This is a genomic window from Streptomyces sp. NPDC048411, assembly GCF_040704695.1.
In the GTDB taxonomy this organism is placed as follows: Bacteria; Actinomycetota; Actinomycetes; order Streptomycetales; family Streptomycetaceae; genus Streptomyces.
Map to the genome: position 1 here is coordinate 1 of NZ_JBEZKL010000159.1, position 16,263 is coordinate 16,263.

Annotated in this window: 12 protein-coding genes; 5 read left to right on the plus strand and 7 right to left on the minus strand. The window is 69.8% G+C overall.

From position 1 onward, the window contains the following. Window positions 1–71: 71 nt before the first annotated feature. The 4 genes from AB0915_RS34075 to AB0915_RS34090 all read right to left on the minus strand — a co-directional run bounded on the left by AB0915_RS34075 (window position 72) and on the right by AB0915_RS34090 (window position 6,343). Window positions 72–1,535 carry a catalase gene (locus AB0915_RS34075; protein WP_366694744.1) on the minus strand — a complete coding sequence of 488 codons (1,464 nt, stop codon included), beginning with the start codon at window positions 1,533–1,535 and terminating at the stop codon, window positions 72–74. A 137-nt stretch (window positions 1,536–1,672) separates the two neighbouring features. Beyond that, window positions 1,673–3,631 (minus strand): SpoIIE family protein phosphatase, encoded by a 1,959-nt coding sequence (locus AB0915_RS34080; protein WP_366694745.1) that lies wholly within the window; start codon window positions 3,629–3,631, stop codon window positions 1,673–1,675. 371 nt (window positions 3,632–4,002) lie between these two features. Continuing rightward, a complete protein-coding gene (locus AB0915_RS34085) occupies window positions 4,003–4,719 on the minus strand; it encodes a DUF402 domain-containing protein (RefSeq protein ID WP_366694746.1) in 717 nt (238 codons plus the stop codon). A gap of 199 nt (window positions 4,720–4,918) precedes the next feature. Then, entirely contained in the window at window positions 4,919–6,343 is a 1,425-nt protein-coding gene (locus AB0915_RS34090; RefSeq protein WP_366694747.1) for a class II fumarate hydratase, read from the minus strand. Between the two features lie 106 nt (window positions 6,344–6,449). Between AB0915_RS34090 and AB0915_RS34095 the strand changes: the two genes are divergently transcribed. Then, window positions 6,450–7,979 carry a ricin-type beta-trefoil lectin domain protein gene (locus AB0915_RS34095; RefSeq protein WP_366694748.1) on the plus strand — a complete coding sequence of 510 codons (1,530 nt, stop codon included), beginning with the start codon at window positions 6,450–6,452 and terminating at the stop codon, window positions 7,977–7,979. Window positions 7,980–8,222: 243 nt separating this feature from the next. Here the strand turns inward: AB0915_RS34095 and AB0915_RS34100 are convergent, their stop codons facing one another. Then, entirely contained in the window at window positions 8,223–9,413 is a 1,191-nt protein-coding gene (locus AB0915_RS34100; RefSeq protein WP_366694755.1) for an MFS transporter, read from the minus strand. Window positions 9,414–9,568: 155 nt separating this feature from the next. Here AB0915_RS34100 and AB0915_RS34105 point away from each other — a divergent pair, with 155 nt between their 5' ends. Next, entirely contained in the window at window positions 9,569–10,555 is a 987-nt protein-coding gene (locus tag AB0915_RS34105) for a LuxR C-terminal-related transcriptional regulator (RefSeq protein WP_366694749.1), read from the plus strand. A gap of 286 nt (window positions 10,556–10,841) precedes the next feature. On the opposite strand, the gene AB0915_RS34110 is transcribed toward AB0915_RS34105, so the two are convergent. Continuing rightward, window positions 10,842–12,509 carry a fumarate hydratase gene (locus AB0915_RS34110; protein ID WP_366694750.1) on the minus strand — a complete coding sequence of 556 codons (1,668 nt, stop codon included), beginning with the start codon at window positions 12,507–12,509 and terminating at the stop codon, window positions 10,842–10,844. A 376-nt stretch (window positions 12,510–12,885) separates the two neighbouring features. Here AB0915_RS34110 and AB0915_RS34115 point away from each other — a divergent pair, with 376 nt between their 5' ends. Next, window positions 12,886–13,560, plus strand: a complete 675-nt coding sequence (locus AB0915_RS34115; protein WP_366694751.1) for a DUF1707 domain-containing protein — start codon at window positions 12,886–12,888, stop codon at window positions 13,558–13,560. Window positions 13,561–13,728: 168 nt separating this feature from the next. Continuing rightward, window positions 13,729–14,100, plus strand: coding sequence for a WhiB family transcriptional regulator (locus AB0915_RS34120; RefSeq protein ID WP_366694752.1), 372 nt, complete (start codon window positions 13,729–13,731; stop codon window positions 14,098–14,100). Window positions 14,101–14,433: 333 nt separating this feature from the next. Here the strand turns inward: AB0915_RS34120 and glpX are convergent, their stop codons facing one another. After that, a complete protein-coding gene (glpX, locus tag AB0915_RS34125; protein ID WP_366694753.1) occupies window positions 14,434–15,465 on the minus strand; it encodes a class II fructose-bisphosphatase in 1,032 nt (343 codons plus the stop codon). Window positions 15,466–15,632: 167 nt separating this feature from the next. Between glpX and AB0915_RS34130 the strand changes: the two genes are divergently transcribed. Then, entirely contained in the window at window positions 15,633–16,151 is a 519-nt protein-coding gene (locus tag AB0915_RS34130; RefSeq protein ID WP_366694754.1) for a DUF4245 domain-containing protein, read from the plus strand. The last annotated feature ends 112 nt before the right edge of the window (window positions 16,152–16,263 follow it).

Below are 16,263 nucleotides of genomic sequence, written 5' to 3' on the forward strand. Positions count from 1 at the left end.
TTTTGCTCTTCCGATCTGGTGCCACGGATAGGCTCCGTGGCACCCTTCGCCGTATCGGCCGGCGTGCGTGGTCAGTCGCCGTTGACCTCCTTCGCGACCCGGTCGCCGAGGTCCTTGTCCACGTTGCGCCAGTACTGCAGCGCCCGTTCCAGGACCGGGCGGCTCACACCGTCCAGGAGATGGCCGGAAATGTTCGACACGAGCCGCTCGCGCGCCGCGTCGTCGAGCACCTTGCGGACCATGGTGCCCGCCTGGCCCCAGTCGTCGTCCTCGCGGTGCAGCTTGTACGCCTCGTGGACCATCTCGCCCGCCGTGGCCCAGCCCGCCGGGTCGCCGAAGCGCTCGGTGTCCGCGGCCGGTCCGCCGTACGAGTTCGGTGCGTAGACCGCTCCCGTGCGCGTCGGCTCGTACCGCATCGGGCCGTCCTTCGCGTACGAGTTCCGGCCGAAGCGCGGCCGGTTCGGCGGCAGCTGCGCGTAGTTCGGGCCGATCCGGTACCGGTGGGTGTCGGGGTACGAGAAGAGCCGGCCGAGCAGCATCTTGTCGGGCGACGGACCGATGCCCGGCACCAGGTTCGACGGCTCGAAGGACGCCTGCTCGATGTGGACGAAGAAGTCCTCGGGGTTCTCGTTCAGCGTCATCCGGCCGACCTCGATCAGCGGGTAGTCGCCGTGCGGCCACACCTTGGTCAGGTCGAACGGGTTGAACCGGTAGTCCGGTGCGTCGTCGAACGGCATCACCTGGACGTACAGCGTCCAGCTCGGGTGATCGCCGCGCTTGATCGACTCGAACAGGTCGCGGCGGTGGACGTCGCCGTCGATACCGGCAATCTCGTCGGCATCGGCCTGGGTGTAGAAGTCGATGCCCTGGTCGGTCTTGAAGTGGTACTTGATCCAGAACCGCTCGCCACCCGCGTTCACCCACATATAGGCGTGCGAGCTGTAACCGTTCATGTTGCGGTACGTCTTCGGGATGCCCCGGTCGCCCATCAGCCACGTCACCATGTGCGCGGACTCGGGGGAGAGGGTCCAGAAGTCCCACTGCATGTCGTGGTCGCGCATCCCGCTCTCCGGGCGGCGCTTCTGCGAGCGGATGAAGTCCTGGAACTTCATCGGGTCCCGGACGAAGAAGATCGGCGTGTTGTTGCCGACCATGTCGTAGTTGCCGTGCTCGGTGTAGAACTTCAGCGCGAAGCCCCGGGGGTCGCGCCAGGTGTCGGGGGAGCCCTGTTCGCCGGCGACCGTGGAGAATCGGGCGAGCATGGCGGTCTGCTTGCCCGGTTGGAAGAGGTCCGCCTTGGTGAACTGACTGACGTCGTTGGTCACGACGAAGGTGCCGTAGGCCCCGGAGCCCTTGGCGTGCACCACCCGTTCGGGGACCCGTTCGCGGTTGAACTGGGCCATCTTCTCGATGAGGTAGTGGTCCTGGAGCAGGATCGGCCCGTCGGATCCGACAGTGAGCGAATGTTCGTCGCTCTCCACCGGGATCCCGGCGTTGTTCGTGGTGTAAGGAGTGTTCCTGGTTTCCTCGGACACGAGCGTCCTCCCGTCGGTGCGGGGTGTCGGTCAAATCGTCCAGGCGGCGCCCGGTCACGACTGAAGTCAACTCCGACGACGAGAGGATGGCAACATGTGGAGATCGCCCCGACTTGTCCTAATTCGGCGAGGTGCCGTTACTGGCTCCGGGTCGGCATCTCGAACCAGACGACCTTGCCGGTCGACAGTCGGGTCGCCCCCCACCGCCTGGCCAGCCGGTTCACCAGGAACAGTCCGCGGCCGCCCTCGTCCATGTCGCGTGCCCGGCGTTGCCGGGGCAGCTGCGGGGCGTCGTCACCGACCTCGCAGCGCAGGATGTCGGTCCGCAGCAGCCGCAGCGTGACCGGCCGCTCCGCGTACCGCACGGCATTGGTGACCACCTCGCTGACCAGCAGCTCCACCGAGTCCGAGAGCTCGTCCAGCCCCCACCGGCTGAGCGCCCTGCGGGCCAGCCGGCGGGCCCGTCCGGGGGCGGAGTCCTCCGGTTCCAGGAACCAGTACGCGACATCGCTCGGCGCGATCCCGTCGAAGCGGGCGGCGAGCAGCGCGATGTCGTCGTCCCGGTCGCCGGGGCCGAGCATGTCGAGCACGTCGTCGCAGAGCGCCTCCAGCGGTGGCGAATGATCCGGTCCGGTGAGCCGGGCGGTGGCGGCGAGCCGCTCGCGCAGCTGCTCGATCCCGGTCCAGACGTCCCGCAGCCGGGACTCCACCAGACCGTCGGTGTACAGCAGCAGCGTGGCGCCCGAGGGCGCGTCCAGCTCGACCGCTTCGAAGTCGACCCCGCCGACGCCGATCGGGGCACCGGGCGGCACCCGCAGCACCTCGGCGCGGCCGCCCAGGTGAAGCAGGACGGGCGGCGGGTGCCCGGCGTTGGCGATGGTGATCCGGTGCGCGACCGGGTCGTAGACCGCGTACAGGCAGGTCGCCATGCGGTCGCTGCCGAGCCGCTGCGCCTGCTCGTCGAGGTGGTGCAGGACCTCCTGGGGTGGCAGGTCGAGCCCGGCGAGGGTCTGCGCGGTGGTACGCAGCTGCCCCATGATCGCCGCGGAGGTCATGGAGTGGCCCATGACGTCGCCGACGACCAGGGCGACCCGGCTGCCGGGCAGCGGGATCGCGTCGTACCAGTCGCCGCCGACCCGGGCGGTCTCGGCGGCCGGGAGGTAGCGGGAGGCGAGCCGGACACCGGTGGGCTGCGGCAGCGAGTCGGGCAGCATGGTGCGCTGCAGCTCGTCGGCGATGTACGCCTCGCGCCCGTACAGCACGGCCTTGTCGATGCCGAGCGCGGTATGCGTCGCCAGCTGTGCGGCGACCAGCAGATCGTTGGCCTCGAAGGGGGGCCGCTCGGTCCCGCGCAGGAAGACGGCAGCACCGATCACCCTCCGGCGGCCGCGCAGCGGGGCGAGGATCGCCCGGTGGCCGGAGGGTACGGTGCGCCCGGCGCCGAGCAGCTCGGGCAGGGCGACGCGGGCCGTCGCGGAGTCACCGAAGACGGGCCGTACGCCGCGCAGCACCTCGGCGAGCGCGCCGCCCGCCCGGACCTCGCAGAGCTCGGCCGCGGGCATCAGATCGGCGTGCGGGTCGAGGGCGGGCAGCCGCAGCCGCTCGCTGTCCGCGGAGGGGGAGGCATCGGACTCGTCGTCGCTTAAACGCAGCCGGTCGGACCGGCGCAGCCGCAGCACGAACGGGGTGACGGGGCGCTCGTCGCCGACCGGGAGCGGGTCGCGGAGGTAGACGAGTATGGCGTCGGAGAACGTCGGCACGCTGGCCCGGCACAGCCCCAGGACGATCTCGTCCAGGTCTATGCCCCGGGCGATCCGGCGGGTCGCGGCGCCCACGAAGCGCAGCCGGTCGCCCTCGCGGCGGGACACCGCCTGCGGGTCCGGTCCGGCCGCGGCGGCGCTCGGCGCGGTCGCCGGGTTCGGTGCGACGGCGGGGCCGGGAATCGCTGTGGGATTCGAGCCGGAGCCGGGCGCGGGGGCCGGCCCCGGGATCGCCGCGGCGGCAGGCGCGGCATCCTGCTGCCGCGGCCGGGCGCGTTCCTGCGACCGGGCAGCGAGAGGCTGCCGGCCTTCGTGGGAGGTGGGGTGCTCCGTCACGCGTGGGGTTCCGTCCGTCCGGGCCGCTTGTATGAGGCAATCACCTTGTGGGGCGCCACTGTGCCCCGGCAGGAGCGGCGATGACAACGGCTGTCACCGCGTGCCCCGCTCGGCGGGGCCGAAACCGTATGCCTGCGGGGTGTGCGGGTGACAACGTGTCCGGCGCGCGGACGGCGGACAGCGTGCACGTCTCCACCCCCTCGTCGTGGTCCATGCGGTTCTTGCGGCTCATGCAACTGATGCGGCTCATGAAGATCGTGCAACTCGTGCGATGACTTGCGGTCAGGTCCTGTGCCGCGCCCGCCGGTTGAAGCGGAGCAGCCCTCCGGAGGACGATCCTACGTTTGCCCCCCTGGGGTGCATCAAGGGTCTCACGACGGCATATGCGAGGGCGTACGGTCCCAGTCATCCGGCAGCACGGGTACCCGCCACCGCGGATCGGGCCGCCAGTTCTCCCAGCCGTCCCGGAACGGCGCCCCCCACGCGTCGATCACGCGGACGGCCGCGCGGCCCGCCTCCCGTACCCGTCGCGCGGTGTCCCGGTCCATCAGCCCGACGCGCTGCGCCTGCGCGAACTCGTCCTCGTCCAGCCAGCGCCAGCTGCGGTCGGGGTTGACGGCGATGTCCAGGAAGTGATCCTCGGAGTCGATGCCGCCCGCCCAGCGGGTGCGCGGTTCCTCCAGGTTCACGTACCAGTTGCGAAAGCTCCAGCCGCGGTCCCAGAACAGCCAGACCGACCAGGGTTCGCCGGGCCGGGCGAGCTTGAGCACGCCCGTGCCGGACCAGGTCGAACGGGCGGTGGTACGGGGCGCGGTGTACCGGGTGACGAGCGGCTCGGCGTGCACACTGGTGCCGTCGGCGAGGACCGGCTTCACACATTCGGTGCCGGGTGCCATCCATACGGCGAGCAGCTCGGCGGTGTCCTGGACCACGGTGACGGGTCGGCAGATGTGGACCGGGCAGTGGGCGCGGCCGGGCGACCGCGGACCGTTGCCGCGGTAGCGCCACAGAATCTGATCACCCGGCGCCCAGTACGTGGTCTCGCCGGGCTCGACTTCTGCGCGCTGGATGTCTCCGGTACCTGCCATCAGTCTCCTAGCGAGGGAACCACCGGCTTCGGCCGGTGAGGGAATCGCTTCCCCGGTCCGAGGTAATTTTTGCGCGTCCCGCGAGGGATCGGTTCGGGCTGGACCGCAACCTTCGGGTGGGAAGCCCCCTCCTTCAGGTGGGGGAGCGGAGTCACGGAGAGATCTTAGGGATGCGGCCGCCCGGCCGCTGCGATCCACGTCACGGCCGTGTCATACGCAACACGTCGAGTGCCTCGTCGAGCTGTTCCACCGTGAGATCGCCGCGCTCCACATACCCCGAGTCCAGTACCACTTCGCGGATCGTGCGCCGCTCGGCGAGCGCCTTCTTGGCGACCTTCGCCGCCTCCTCGTAGCCGATGTACTTGTTCAGCGGTGTGACGACGGACGGCGAAGACTCCGCGTACTCCCTGGCCCGCTCCACGTCGGCGGTGATGCCGTCGACGGTGCGGTCCGCCAGCAGCCGGGAGACGTTGGACAGCAGCCGGACGGACTCCAGCAGATTCTTCGCGATGACCGGAAGCATGACGTTCAGTTCGAAATTACCCGCAGCGCCCGCGACGGCGACCGTCGCGTCGTTCCCCATCACCTGGGCCGCCACCATCAGTACGGCCTCAGGAATGACCGGATTCACCTTTCCCGGCATGATCGACGAGCCCGGCTGGAGGTCGGGAAGGCTGATCTCGGCCAATCCGGTGCGCGGCCCGGAGGCCATCCAGCGCAGATCGTTGGAGATCTTGGTGAGCGAGACGGCGATCGTACGGAGCTGGCCGGACGTCTCGACGAGCCCGTCCCTTGCGCCCTGCGCCTCGAAGTGGTCACGGGCCTCGGTGAACGGCAGTCCGGTGACGCGGGCGACCTCGGCGATCACGGCGGCGGAGAAGCCGGGTGGGGTGTTGATGCCGGTACCGACGGCCGTGCCGCCCAGGGGCAGCTCGGCGAGGCGCGGCAGTGATGCGTACAGCCGCTCGATGCCGTACCGGATCTGCGCCGCGTAGCCGCCGAACTCCTGGCCCAGCGTCACCGGCGTGGCGTCCATCAGATGGGTACGTCCCGACTTCACGACCGCCGCGAACTCGACGGACTTGCGCTCCAGGGCGGCCGCCAGATGATCCAGCGCCGGAATCAGCTCGCCGGTGACGGCCGCGGTCGCGGCGATGTGGATGGAGGACGGGAAGACGTCGTTGGACGACTGCGAGGCGTTGACGTGGTCGTTGGGGTGGACGTCGCGGCCGAGGCGTTCGGTGGCGAGGGTGGCCACGACCTCATTGGTGTTCATGTTGGAGGACGTGCCGGACCCGGTCTGGAAGACATCGATGGGGAAGTGCGCGTCCCAGCGGCCCTCGGCGACCTCGGCGGCCGCGTCCTGGATCGCGGTGGCGACGTCCGGGTCGAGCACCTTCAGCTCGGCGTTGACCTTCGCCGCGGCCGCCTTGATCCGGGCCAGGGCCTCGATGTGCGCCCGCTCCAGGCGCTGGCCGGAGATCGGGAAGTTCTGCACGGCACGCTGCGTCTGAGCCCGCCACCGGGCATCCGCGGGCACCTTCACCTCGCCCATCGAGTCGTGCTCGATGCGGTAGTTCTCTCCGGCTGTGCCGCTGTTCGCCGGCACCTGTGCGTCGTCCATGGGTTTCAACCTCCTGAAAAAGTTGAGCACTTGTCTTGTTCTGTGTATTCCCAAGTCGCCTACCGACCAGTAAATACCGGGGGTAACCACAACCAGGGGAGGCGCAATGAGGCGCACCAGGCACAGACTTCGCTGTACGGTCGCGGCTGCCGCGGCCATGGCGGCGGCGTTCGGCGGCATGGCCGCTGCCGCCGGACCGGCAGGCGCGGCAGACCGGTCCGGTACCACCACTACCGCATCGACCCCCCTCCCGCCCGAGCTGGAGGCAATCCGCGCCGCCGAAGCCACCCAGCTGTACGGGAGCCCGGCCGAGCGCCCGCTCGCCGACCGCAAGACCGGGCTGATCTCGCTCGGCGACAGCGAGATATCCGGCGAGGGCGTCGGGACGTACGAGGCGGGGACGAACGGTCCCGACAACTGGTGCCACCGCTCACCCGACTCCGCGATCCACCAGACCGGGATCCCGGCCGACGTCACGTACAACGTCTCCTGCTCCGGCGCGTACACCGGCAACATCGTCATCGGCGGCTCGAAGCAGTACGCCGACGAGCTCGTGCAGAGCGACAACCTCGCCATCAAGGCGCGCAACACCCGCATCAAGATGATCGTGCTCGTGGCCGGCGCCAACGACGACCTCCAGTTCGGCCCGGTCATGACGGACTGCGTCCAGCGCTGGGTGCTCTCCCAGGGCACCTGCCAGCCGAAGTACGAGGGCGGCTGGCAGGCCCGTGTCGACGCACTCGTCCCCAAGGTCGAGAAGACCGTCCGTGACCTGAAGACCGTCATGTCCGACGCCGGCTACGCGAGCAGCGACTACAAGCTCGTGGTCATGGGCTATCCGAGCCCGATCGGCCCGGACTTCTATGACAACCCGGACTTCCCCGGCAAGCTTCCCGGTGGCTGCGCCGGATACGACTCCGACGCCGCCTGGGGCCGGAACGTCGCCGTCCCCGCCTTCGAGCGCGGGATGCGGCAGGCCGCCGCCGACACCGGCGCCGTCTACCTCGACAACTCCCGTCTCTTCCACGGCCACGAGGTCTGCAGCGAGTCCACCTGGGCCCGCGGTCTCTACATCGACCTCTCGCAGCTCCCGTGGGACTCCAACTCCGTCCGGCAGTCCTTCCACCCCAACGCGCGCGGGCACGCGGCCTTCGCGTCGTGCCTGACCCAGATCTACAACTCCGGTCTGCGCGAGGCGAGCTGCGCCGACCCGGCCAGCACCGGAAAGCCGGTCCTGGAGCCGGCCGCCTGGGACTCGCTCTTCAAGCCCCTCAAGAACGAGGCCACCGGCACCTGTGTGGATGTCCCCGCCTCGGTGACCCGTAACAACACCCCGATCGGCGGCTGGGACTGCCACGGCGGCCGCAACCAGGGCTGGTGGCACGACACCGCCGACAAGAGTATTCACACGCAGCTGAGCCACGACCGGTGCCTCGATGTGCCGGGCGCCGACTACCGGGCGGGTGCCACGGTCATCGTGTGGAACTGCTCGGGCGCGGCCAACCAGAAGTTCGTCAGGCAGTCGGGCACCGTGCGCCCGGCGGCGTCGACCGGCCTGTGTCTGACGCTGGCGGCGGCCAAGGACCCGCTGAAGCTGCAGGCGTGCGACGGGACGGCGAAGCAGCGCTTCGCGTAATGCCCGACGGGGCAGGGCGGCCGCCGGATGCGGTCGCCCTGCCCTCTTTTGCTCACCGGCTCGCGGCCTCGCTCACGAACGCTCTCAGCGCGGCGGCCAGATGCCCGGATCGTCCGACCCGCACAGCTCACGCGCCGAACGCATGGACGTCGCAGTGGTCGCTGGGAGCAGGGCACAGCGGCACCAGGTCCAGGGCGCAGTCCTCGCCCGCCCCGGTACGGTCCGCGGCTCCCGCAGGTGGTCTCAAGATTGGCTGAATCCCGTCCCTCTGCGCAGCCCCGTCACCCGGAGCACGAACACCAGCGCGACGAGGATCGCTGCCCCGTGGGACCACCCGACCACGGTCAGCGGGGTGTAGCGGTCAAGTGCCACCGCGACAAGGATCATTCCGACGCCGAAGCCGAGATTCTCGAACGTCGCGGAGAGCCCGAAGGCGTGACCGCGCGGGCCGGACGGGAGTGTCTGCAGATGCGAGGTGTAGGAGACCTCCGTGAGCCCGTCCGCCGCGCCCGCGATCAGCGCGATCACAGCCGTCGCGACGAGCGGGAACCCCGCGAACGCGAGGATGAAGGCCCCGGACATCACGATCGTGCCGTAACCGAAGCCCAGCGCGCCCACCGACCGCCCGGTGCGCTTCGCGTACCGCTGGATCACCTGCTGCGCGAGGACGTTCCCCACCGCCCACAGACACCAGAAGGAGCTGACGAACACCGCGGGGTGCGAAGGGTCGAGGCCGGCGGAGTGGACCGGTAGCCCCGCGTTGTGGGACGAGGAACCGAACGCGTCCACTCCGCGCAGCGCCACCATCAGACCGAGTCCGGGCGCCGCGGCAAGCGCGGCGAACGCGCCGGGCTTCCCCGGCCGCCGCGCCACCTGCTCCGCGGCCTCGCCCGCGCTGCCGCCACCCGCGACCGGCAGCAGCGCCACCGTCACGGCACACAGCACAAACGTGACCATGTCCACCACGAACGCGGCCGTGTACCCGACCAGTGACACCACCACACCCGCCGAGGCGAAACCGGCCACCATGGCCAGCGAACGCCCCGTGATGGAAAGAGAGTTCGCCCATCCGCGCCGCTCCTCGCCCACCATCTCGGGAATGGAGCTGCGCAGCGCCACCATGAACAGAGTTCCGCAGGCACCGATCACCACGGAGACGGCCACCAGCGCCGCTGTCCGCAGCCCGTCCGGGGCGAGGATCAGCAACAGCATCACGGCCGCCTGCGCCGCGTTCGTCCAGAACATGACGGTCTTGGCCGTGAAACGCGCGAGCAGCGTGCCGGCCGTCATACCGGCGACGAAGCCGGCACCCAGCCGCACCGCCATGAAAAGCCCCATGGCGATCGCCCGACCCGTCGTCTCATAGACGAACAGATTGAGCGCCACCATATTCAGGAAAGTGCCGTACGAGGAGACGGCGTATCCGGCGACCAGGAAGCGATAACGCCGTTCGCCGCGGGCCGAGTTGTCCGGCCGGTCGGCCGAGTGGCCCAGGGAGTGGTCGGTGCGGAGCGTCACTCCGCACATAGTGGTCGAGTAACTGCGAAACCGGGTGGCGGCCCGTTTGCACGAATGTAATCTGCACACTTGTGAAGGACGATCATTCCAGCCCAGGCGCATGTGATTGTCGCGAATCGTCGTCGGACCGCCCCTGCGCCACTGCCCTGACGGCCTACCGGCGCGCCCTGATGGAAGGAAGCCTTCCGGAAGCCGGGGCGCCTGCCTGTCTGCGTGCCCTGCAGCTGGTGGTGGCGGACCGTGAAGCGCCGGGCTCCCTGCTCCCCGTACCGCCTCAGACGGCGTCCTTCGCCGCGCTCGGGCCCATCGAGGAGGCGATCATCCGGCAGCGCCGGACCCTGCGCGCCACTCGCGCCGCCCTCGCCGACTTCGAAGGGCTGTACGCGGATGTGCACCGGACGGAACAACCCGCCGCCACCCGGCTCGCCGGAAGAGCCGTCATCAACAAGGCGCTCGACGCCGCCGTCGGGAGCTGCCGGGAGGAGCTGCTCACCGCGCAGCCCGGCGGCGGACGCCCCGCGCACGTCCTGAACGAGGCGCTGCCGCGCGATCTGGCGATGCTGCGGCGAGGCGTGCGACAACGGACGATCTACCAGCACACCGTCCGCACGCACCGTGCGACGCTCTCGTACATCGAGCAGGTCACGTCGGCCGGCGCCGAGGTGCGGACGCTTGCCGAGGTCGTGGACCGGGTCATCGTCTGCGACCGCGACGTCGCATTCGTCCCGGTCCACGAGGAACCGCACACAGCCCTGCGGGTCCAGCACCCGGCCCTGATCGCCCTGCTGGTCCGGCACTTCGACCACGCCTGGTACCGCTCCGTCCCGATCAGTCCAAAGGACGCGCCACAGCGCTCCCCGGCCATCACGTCCGACCTCCAGCGCACCATTCTGCTGGCGGTGGTCGGCGGCGAGACGGACGCGTCGATCGCCCGCAGGCTCGGCATGAGCCGCCGCAGCGTCGCCGAGCACATGCGGAAGGTCTCGGAACAACTGGGCAGCAACAGCCGCGCCCAGCTGGGCTATCTGCTCGCCACGTCAGGACTGCTCGACACCTGAACGAAGGGGTGCGGACACACGGCGGCCGGGCGCCGAATCCGTCACGGACGGACCGCGAGGGCGCCCCGGCCTAAGAGCCTGTCGGGCGACCTCTGATCGGGCGGCCACGGCGTGGCACGCACGCTTCCGGCGTTGCCGAAATGCCCTAGTAGCTCCGCTACGAGGCCATCCCGGCGCCTTGGAATCGCACGCACCACGCCGCGTCCGCTCTCCGATCGAAGGTCACCCGACAGGCTCTAAGAGGAGCTCAACCGTGACGCCCCCGAAGCGGGCCGAGTCCTTCCGGTCAGGCGAGACCGGGACCGCGCACCGGAATGCTGGTGAACGTCGGCGCCGGAGCGGGCTCGGTGAAGAAGTCGTTGCCCTTGTCGTCGACGACGACGAACGCCGGGAAGTCCTCGACCTCGATCCTCCAGACCGCCTCCATGCCGAGCTCCTCGTACTCGACGACCTCGACCTTCTTGATGCAGTCCTGGGCGAGGCGCGCCGCCGGGCCGCCGATCGAGCCGAGGTAGAAGCCGCCGTGCGCCTCACACGCGTCGGTGACCTGCTTGGACCGGTTGCCCTTGGCGAGCATCACCTTGGAGCCGCCCGCCGCCTGGAATTGCGCGACATAGCTGTCCATGCGCCCGGCCGTCGTCGGGCCGAAGGAACCCGAGGCGTACCCCTCGGGCGTCTTCGCCGGACCCGCGTAGTACACCGGATGGTCCTTCAGGTACTGCGGCATCTCCTCGCCCGCGTCCAGCCGCTCCTTGATCTTGGCGTGCGCGATGTCGCGCGCCACGACCAGCGGGCCGGTCAGCGAAAGGCGGGTCTTGACCGGGTACTTGGTCAGCTCGGCGAGGATGTCGTCCATCGGCCGGTTCAGGTCGATCCTGACGACGTCACCCGCCTCGTCCAGGTGCTCGTCCGTGGTGTCCGGCAGGAAGCGCGCCGGGTCCTTCTCCAGCTGCTCCAGGAACACGCCCTCGGCGGTGATCTTCGCGGTGGCCTGACGGTCCGCGGAGCAGGACACGGCGATCGCCACGGGCAGCGAGGCACCGTGCCGGGGCAGCCGCACCACGCGCACGTCGTGGCAGAAGTATTTGCCGCCGAACTGCGCGCCGATCCCGATCTTCTGCGTCAGCTCGAAGACCTTCTCCTCCAGCTCCTTGTCCCGGAAGCCGTGACCCGTGGGGGAGCCCTCGGCGGGCAGCTCGTCCAGGTAGTGGGCGGAGGCGTACTTCGCGGTCTTGAGCGCGAACTCGGCCGACGTGCCGCCGACAACGATCGCCAGGTGGTACGGCGGGCAGGCCGCGGTTCCCAGCGAACGGATCTTCTCCTCCAGGAACTTCATCATGGAGGCCTCGTTCAGGACGGCCTTCGTCTCCTGGAAGAGGAACGACTTGTTGGCCGAGCCGCCGCCCTTCGCCATGAAGAGGAACTTGTAGGCGCCGCCGTCGGTGGCGTACAGCTCGATCTGGGCCGGGAGGTTCGAGCCGGTGTTCTTCTCCTCCCACATGGTGAGCGGAGCCATCTGCGAGTAGCGCAGGTTGAGCTTGGTGTACGCGTCGAAGATGCCGCGCGAGAGCGCCTCTTCGTCACCACCCGAAGTCAGCACGTTCTGACCGCGCTTGCCCATGACGATCGCGGTGCCGGTGTCCTGGCACATGGGGAGGACGCCCGCGGCGGCGATGTTGGCGTTCTTCAGCAGGTCGAGCGCCACGAACTTGTCGTTGGACGACGCCTCGGGGTCGTCGACGATCCGTCGCAGCTGTGCCAGGTGAGCGGGGCGCAGGTAGTGCGAGATGTCGTGCATCGCCTCGGCGGCCAGGGTGCGCAGCGCCTCCGGCTCGACCTTGAGGAACGTACGGCCGTCGGCCTCGAAGGTCGAGACGCCCTCGGCGGTCACCAGCCGGTACGGCGTGGTGTCCTCTCCCAGAGGGAGCAGATCGGAGTACGCAAACTCTGGCATTACGGCCATTCCTCACTCGGCGACAGCGGCTGGCCTCCCTTGGACAGCGCACCCACCAGGGTAGAACGCCGCAAGGGTGCCGAAGCTGTGAGGTAAGGCTCAGTCGAACGCGCGCGGCCGCCCGCGGCGCGGCGGGCGCGACTTCCCGCTCGGCCCGCCGTGTGTCCCGGGGCCGACCTTCCGGATCCTGCCGGGCCCGCGAGGTCCGGCGCGTACATCTGTGGCGTCGTCACTTGGCGGCGGGCCGTTCCCTGATCCGGCCTGATCGGACGGAGAGGCTCCAGGGCGTGTTCCGAAAGTCCCGCCCTACGGCGGACGACGCTGCTTTCGAAACACGCCCTGGTCGCGATCTATCGCGTTTGGGTACGCTTGGCCGGTGGACCTCGAAAAGCACCCCCAGCAGCCCGCCGCCCCGGCGCAAACCGCGCCCGCGGGCATCCGTGCCTCCGACGCGGACCGCGACCGGATCGCGGACATCCTGCGCGATGCCATGGCCGAGGGCCGGCTGACCGCCGAGGAGCATGCCGAGCGGGTCGACGCGGTCTACCGGGCCAAGACCGTCGGTGAACTCGAACCGCTGGTACGGGATCTGCCGACCCCCGGCGGGAGCGCCGTGCCTTCGCCCGCCGCTCCGTACGCGTACGGCCCCGAGGCCCCCACCGGCCCGGCCGACAACATGGTGGCGATCTTCAGCAGCTCCACCCGCAAGGGCCGTTGGCGCGTCGGCGGCCGTACGAACGCCTTCTCGCTCTTCGGCAGCGTGGAGATCGATCTGACCGAGGCGCTTTTCGGCCAGAGACTCACCGTCATCAACGCGACATCCATCTTCGGAAGTGTCGAGATCAAGGTCCCGGAGAACATCTCGCTGCGCGGCAGCGGGACGGGCGTCTTCGGTAATTTCGAAGTGGTCACACTGGAATCCGCAGACCCTGAAGCGCCGGTGGTCGTCGTCAACGGCTATTCGGTCTTCGGTAACGTCGAGGCGAAGCCGAAGCGCGGGAAGCTGATTGCGGATCTCCACAGCAAGCTGCGCAAACACCTCGGCCACTGAACCACGGCAAGCCGCGCCGGTCCGCACCGTGTCTGATCAGGCCAATTTTCCGATCGACCACAATTTCGCCGCCCGGAACTCGGTGCCACTCAGTGCATAGGCGCACGCACAGCGGGTAGGGACTGCTGCATCGTCTCTCGCTCGCGAAGCCGTCGTCAGGAGTAGACCGTGCTGCAACTGCCGCATCAGCCCCTGCAGGTCGCCGCCGTCCCCACCCAGCGCACCCCTGCTCGGGAGGGCGAGGCCGACCCCTGGCACTCGGAGGCGGTGTGCCGCCGGGACGAAGCCGGGCTGTTCTTCGCCCCGTCGAAGGAGCCGACTGCTGCCCGACTGTCACGAGAGGAGTCCGCGAAGCGGGTCTGTGCGCGCTGTCCGGTGATGATCGAGTGCCGGGAACACGCCTTGGTGCAGCCCGAACCGTACGGAGTGTGGGGCGGCCTCACCGCCGCCGAACGCCGTGTGGTGCTCGCCCGCCGCAGGCGGCGCGAGATGGAACTCAAGGCCGCTGCCTCGGCCGGCCACATCGCCGCAGCCGGCTGACCGGAGCGGACCTGACCGGAGCGGACCGAAGGGGGCCGCGCGGGACGCGACGAGCGGCTCCACGGGACGGGGTGCATCGGCTCCCCGGACGCGCCGAGCCACCCCCGCCCGCCGTCGACGTGAAGAGGCGCCCCCACCGCACATGGGGGCGCCTCTTCACGGTCGCCCGGCCGGGCGAGGCCCGCTCACGCGTGCCCCCCGCCCGGCCGGCAAGCTTTGCCCCGTCGCGTCGTCCGGCACGCCCGCTCGCCGCCGTGTGGCCGCCTTGCGATCGCACGCACCGGACGACGCTCCTCACGGGGCACACATCGCCGGTCACGGAACCAGCGCGGTCTACTTCGCGCGGTCGAAGTCGATCGCGCTGTAGGCGCGCAGCTTCGACAGCCGGTGGGTCGAGTCGATCTTCCGGATCGTGCCGGACTTGGACCGCATCACGATCGACTCGGTGGTCGCCGTCTCGCTGCGGTACCGCACGCCGCGCATCAGCTCACCGTCCGTGATGCCGGTCGCGACGAAGAACACGTTGTCGCCGCTGACCAGGTCGTCCGTGGACAGCACCCGGTCCAGGTCGTGCCCGGCGTCCAGCGCGCGCTGCCGCTCGGCCTCGTCCTTCGGCCAGAGCTTGCCCTGGATGACACCGCCGAGGCACTTTATGGCGCACGCCGAGATGATGCCCTCGGGGGTGCCGCCGATGCCCATCAGCAGATCGACGCCGGTGCCCTCGCGGGCGGCCATGATCGAGCCGGCGACATCGCCGTCGGTGATGAACTTGATGCGGGCGCCGGTCTCCCGGATCTCCTTGACGATGCCCTCGTGGCGAGGACGGTCCAGGACGACGACGGTGACGTCCTCGGGGGCGGAGTTCTTCGCCTTCGCGACCCGGCGGATGTTCACCGCCACCGGGGCGTTGATGTCGACGAAGTCGGCGGCCTCGGGGCCGGTGACCAGCTTGTCCATGTAGAAGACCGCGGACGGGTCGAACATGGCGCCGCGGTCGGCGGCGGCCAGCACGGCGATCGCGTTCGGCATGCCCTTGGCGTTCAGGGTCGTACCGTCGATCGGGTCCACGGCGATGTCGACCTCGGGGCCGGTGCCGTCACCGACCCGCTCGCCGTTGAACAGCATGGGGGCTTCGTCCTTCTCGCCCTCACCGATGACGACGACGCCGTTCATCGAGACGGTCGAGACGAGGGTGCGCATGGCCTTCACGGCGGCGCCGTCGGCGCCGATCTTGTCGCCGCGGCCGACCCAGCGCCCGGCGGCCATGGCGGCGGCCTCGGTGACCCGGACCAGCTCCAGGGCCAGGTTGCGGTCGGGGGCCTCCGGGGAGACCTCTAGCTGGGACGGCAGATGATGCTCGGACATCGGAGCGCACCTTTCTGTACGACGACGACCGGAAGAGGGTGCTCTGACTCTATCGCCAGGTCGACAAAATGAGCAGACCGGGTCACTTATGAGCGGCAGGATGGGGTGGGTGCCACGTCCTCCTGCCCCTCGGCCGGCCCCGCCGGGCGTGATGCGACCATGGACCCGTGGCAAGCAAGCGAGGCAAGCAGACGGCGCGGGACATGATCCTGTCGATGGCGGTGATCTCCGCCGTCGCGGGGGTCGTTTACATTTTCGTCCCGCACGACGACAAGGCCAACCCGATCAAGGCGGTCGACTACCGCGTGGAGCTCGTGACGGCCAGGCGCGCGGCCCCGTACCCGGTGGCTGCTCCGGCCGGTCTGTCCAAGGACTGGAAGCCGACCTCGGTCAGTTACGACCGCGAGGCGGGCAACGGCTGGCACCTGGGCTTCCTCGACCCGGACGGCAAGTACGTCGCGGTGGAGCAGTCGACGTCCCCGGCGAAGAAGTACGTGTCCGAGGTCAGTCAGGACGCGCGGAACACCGGGCGCACGCAGCAGGTCGCCGGTGAGACGTGGCAGCGCTGGGAGGGCTCGAAGTACGACGCCCTGGTGCGCCACGACAAGGGCGCGACCACGGTCGTCACCGGTTCGGCGTCGGCGGAGCGGCTGGCGGAGATGGCCGCCGCGCTCAGGACGTCCTGAGCCGCGAGCCGGCCGGCCCCGCACGCGGGCTGACGGAGAGGGGCCCCGGAGCCGCCACCCGCGATGCGGGCGATGACGTCGTAGCGGTTGTCGAGCTCGAGCACCTTGAAGG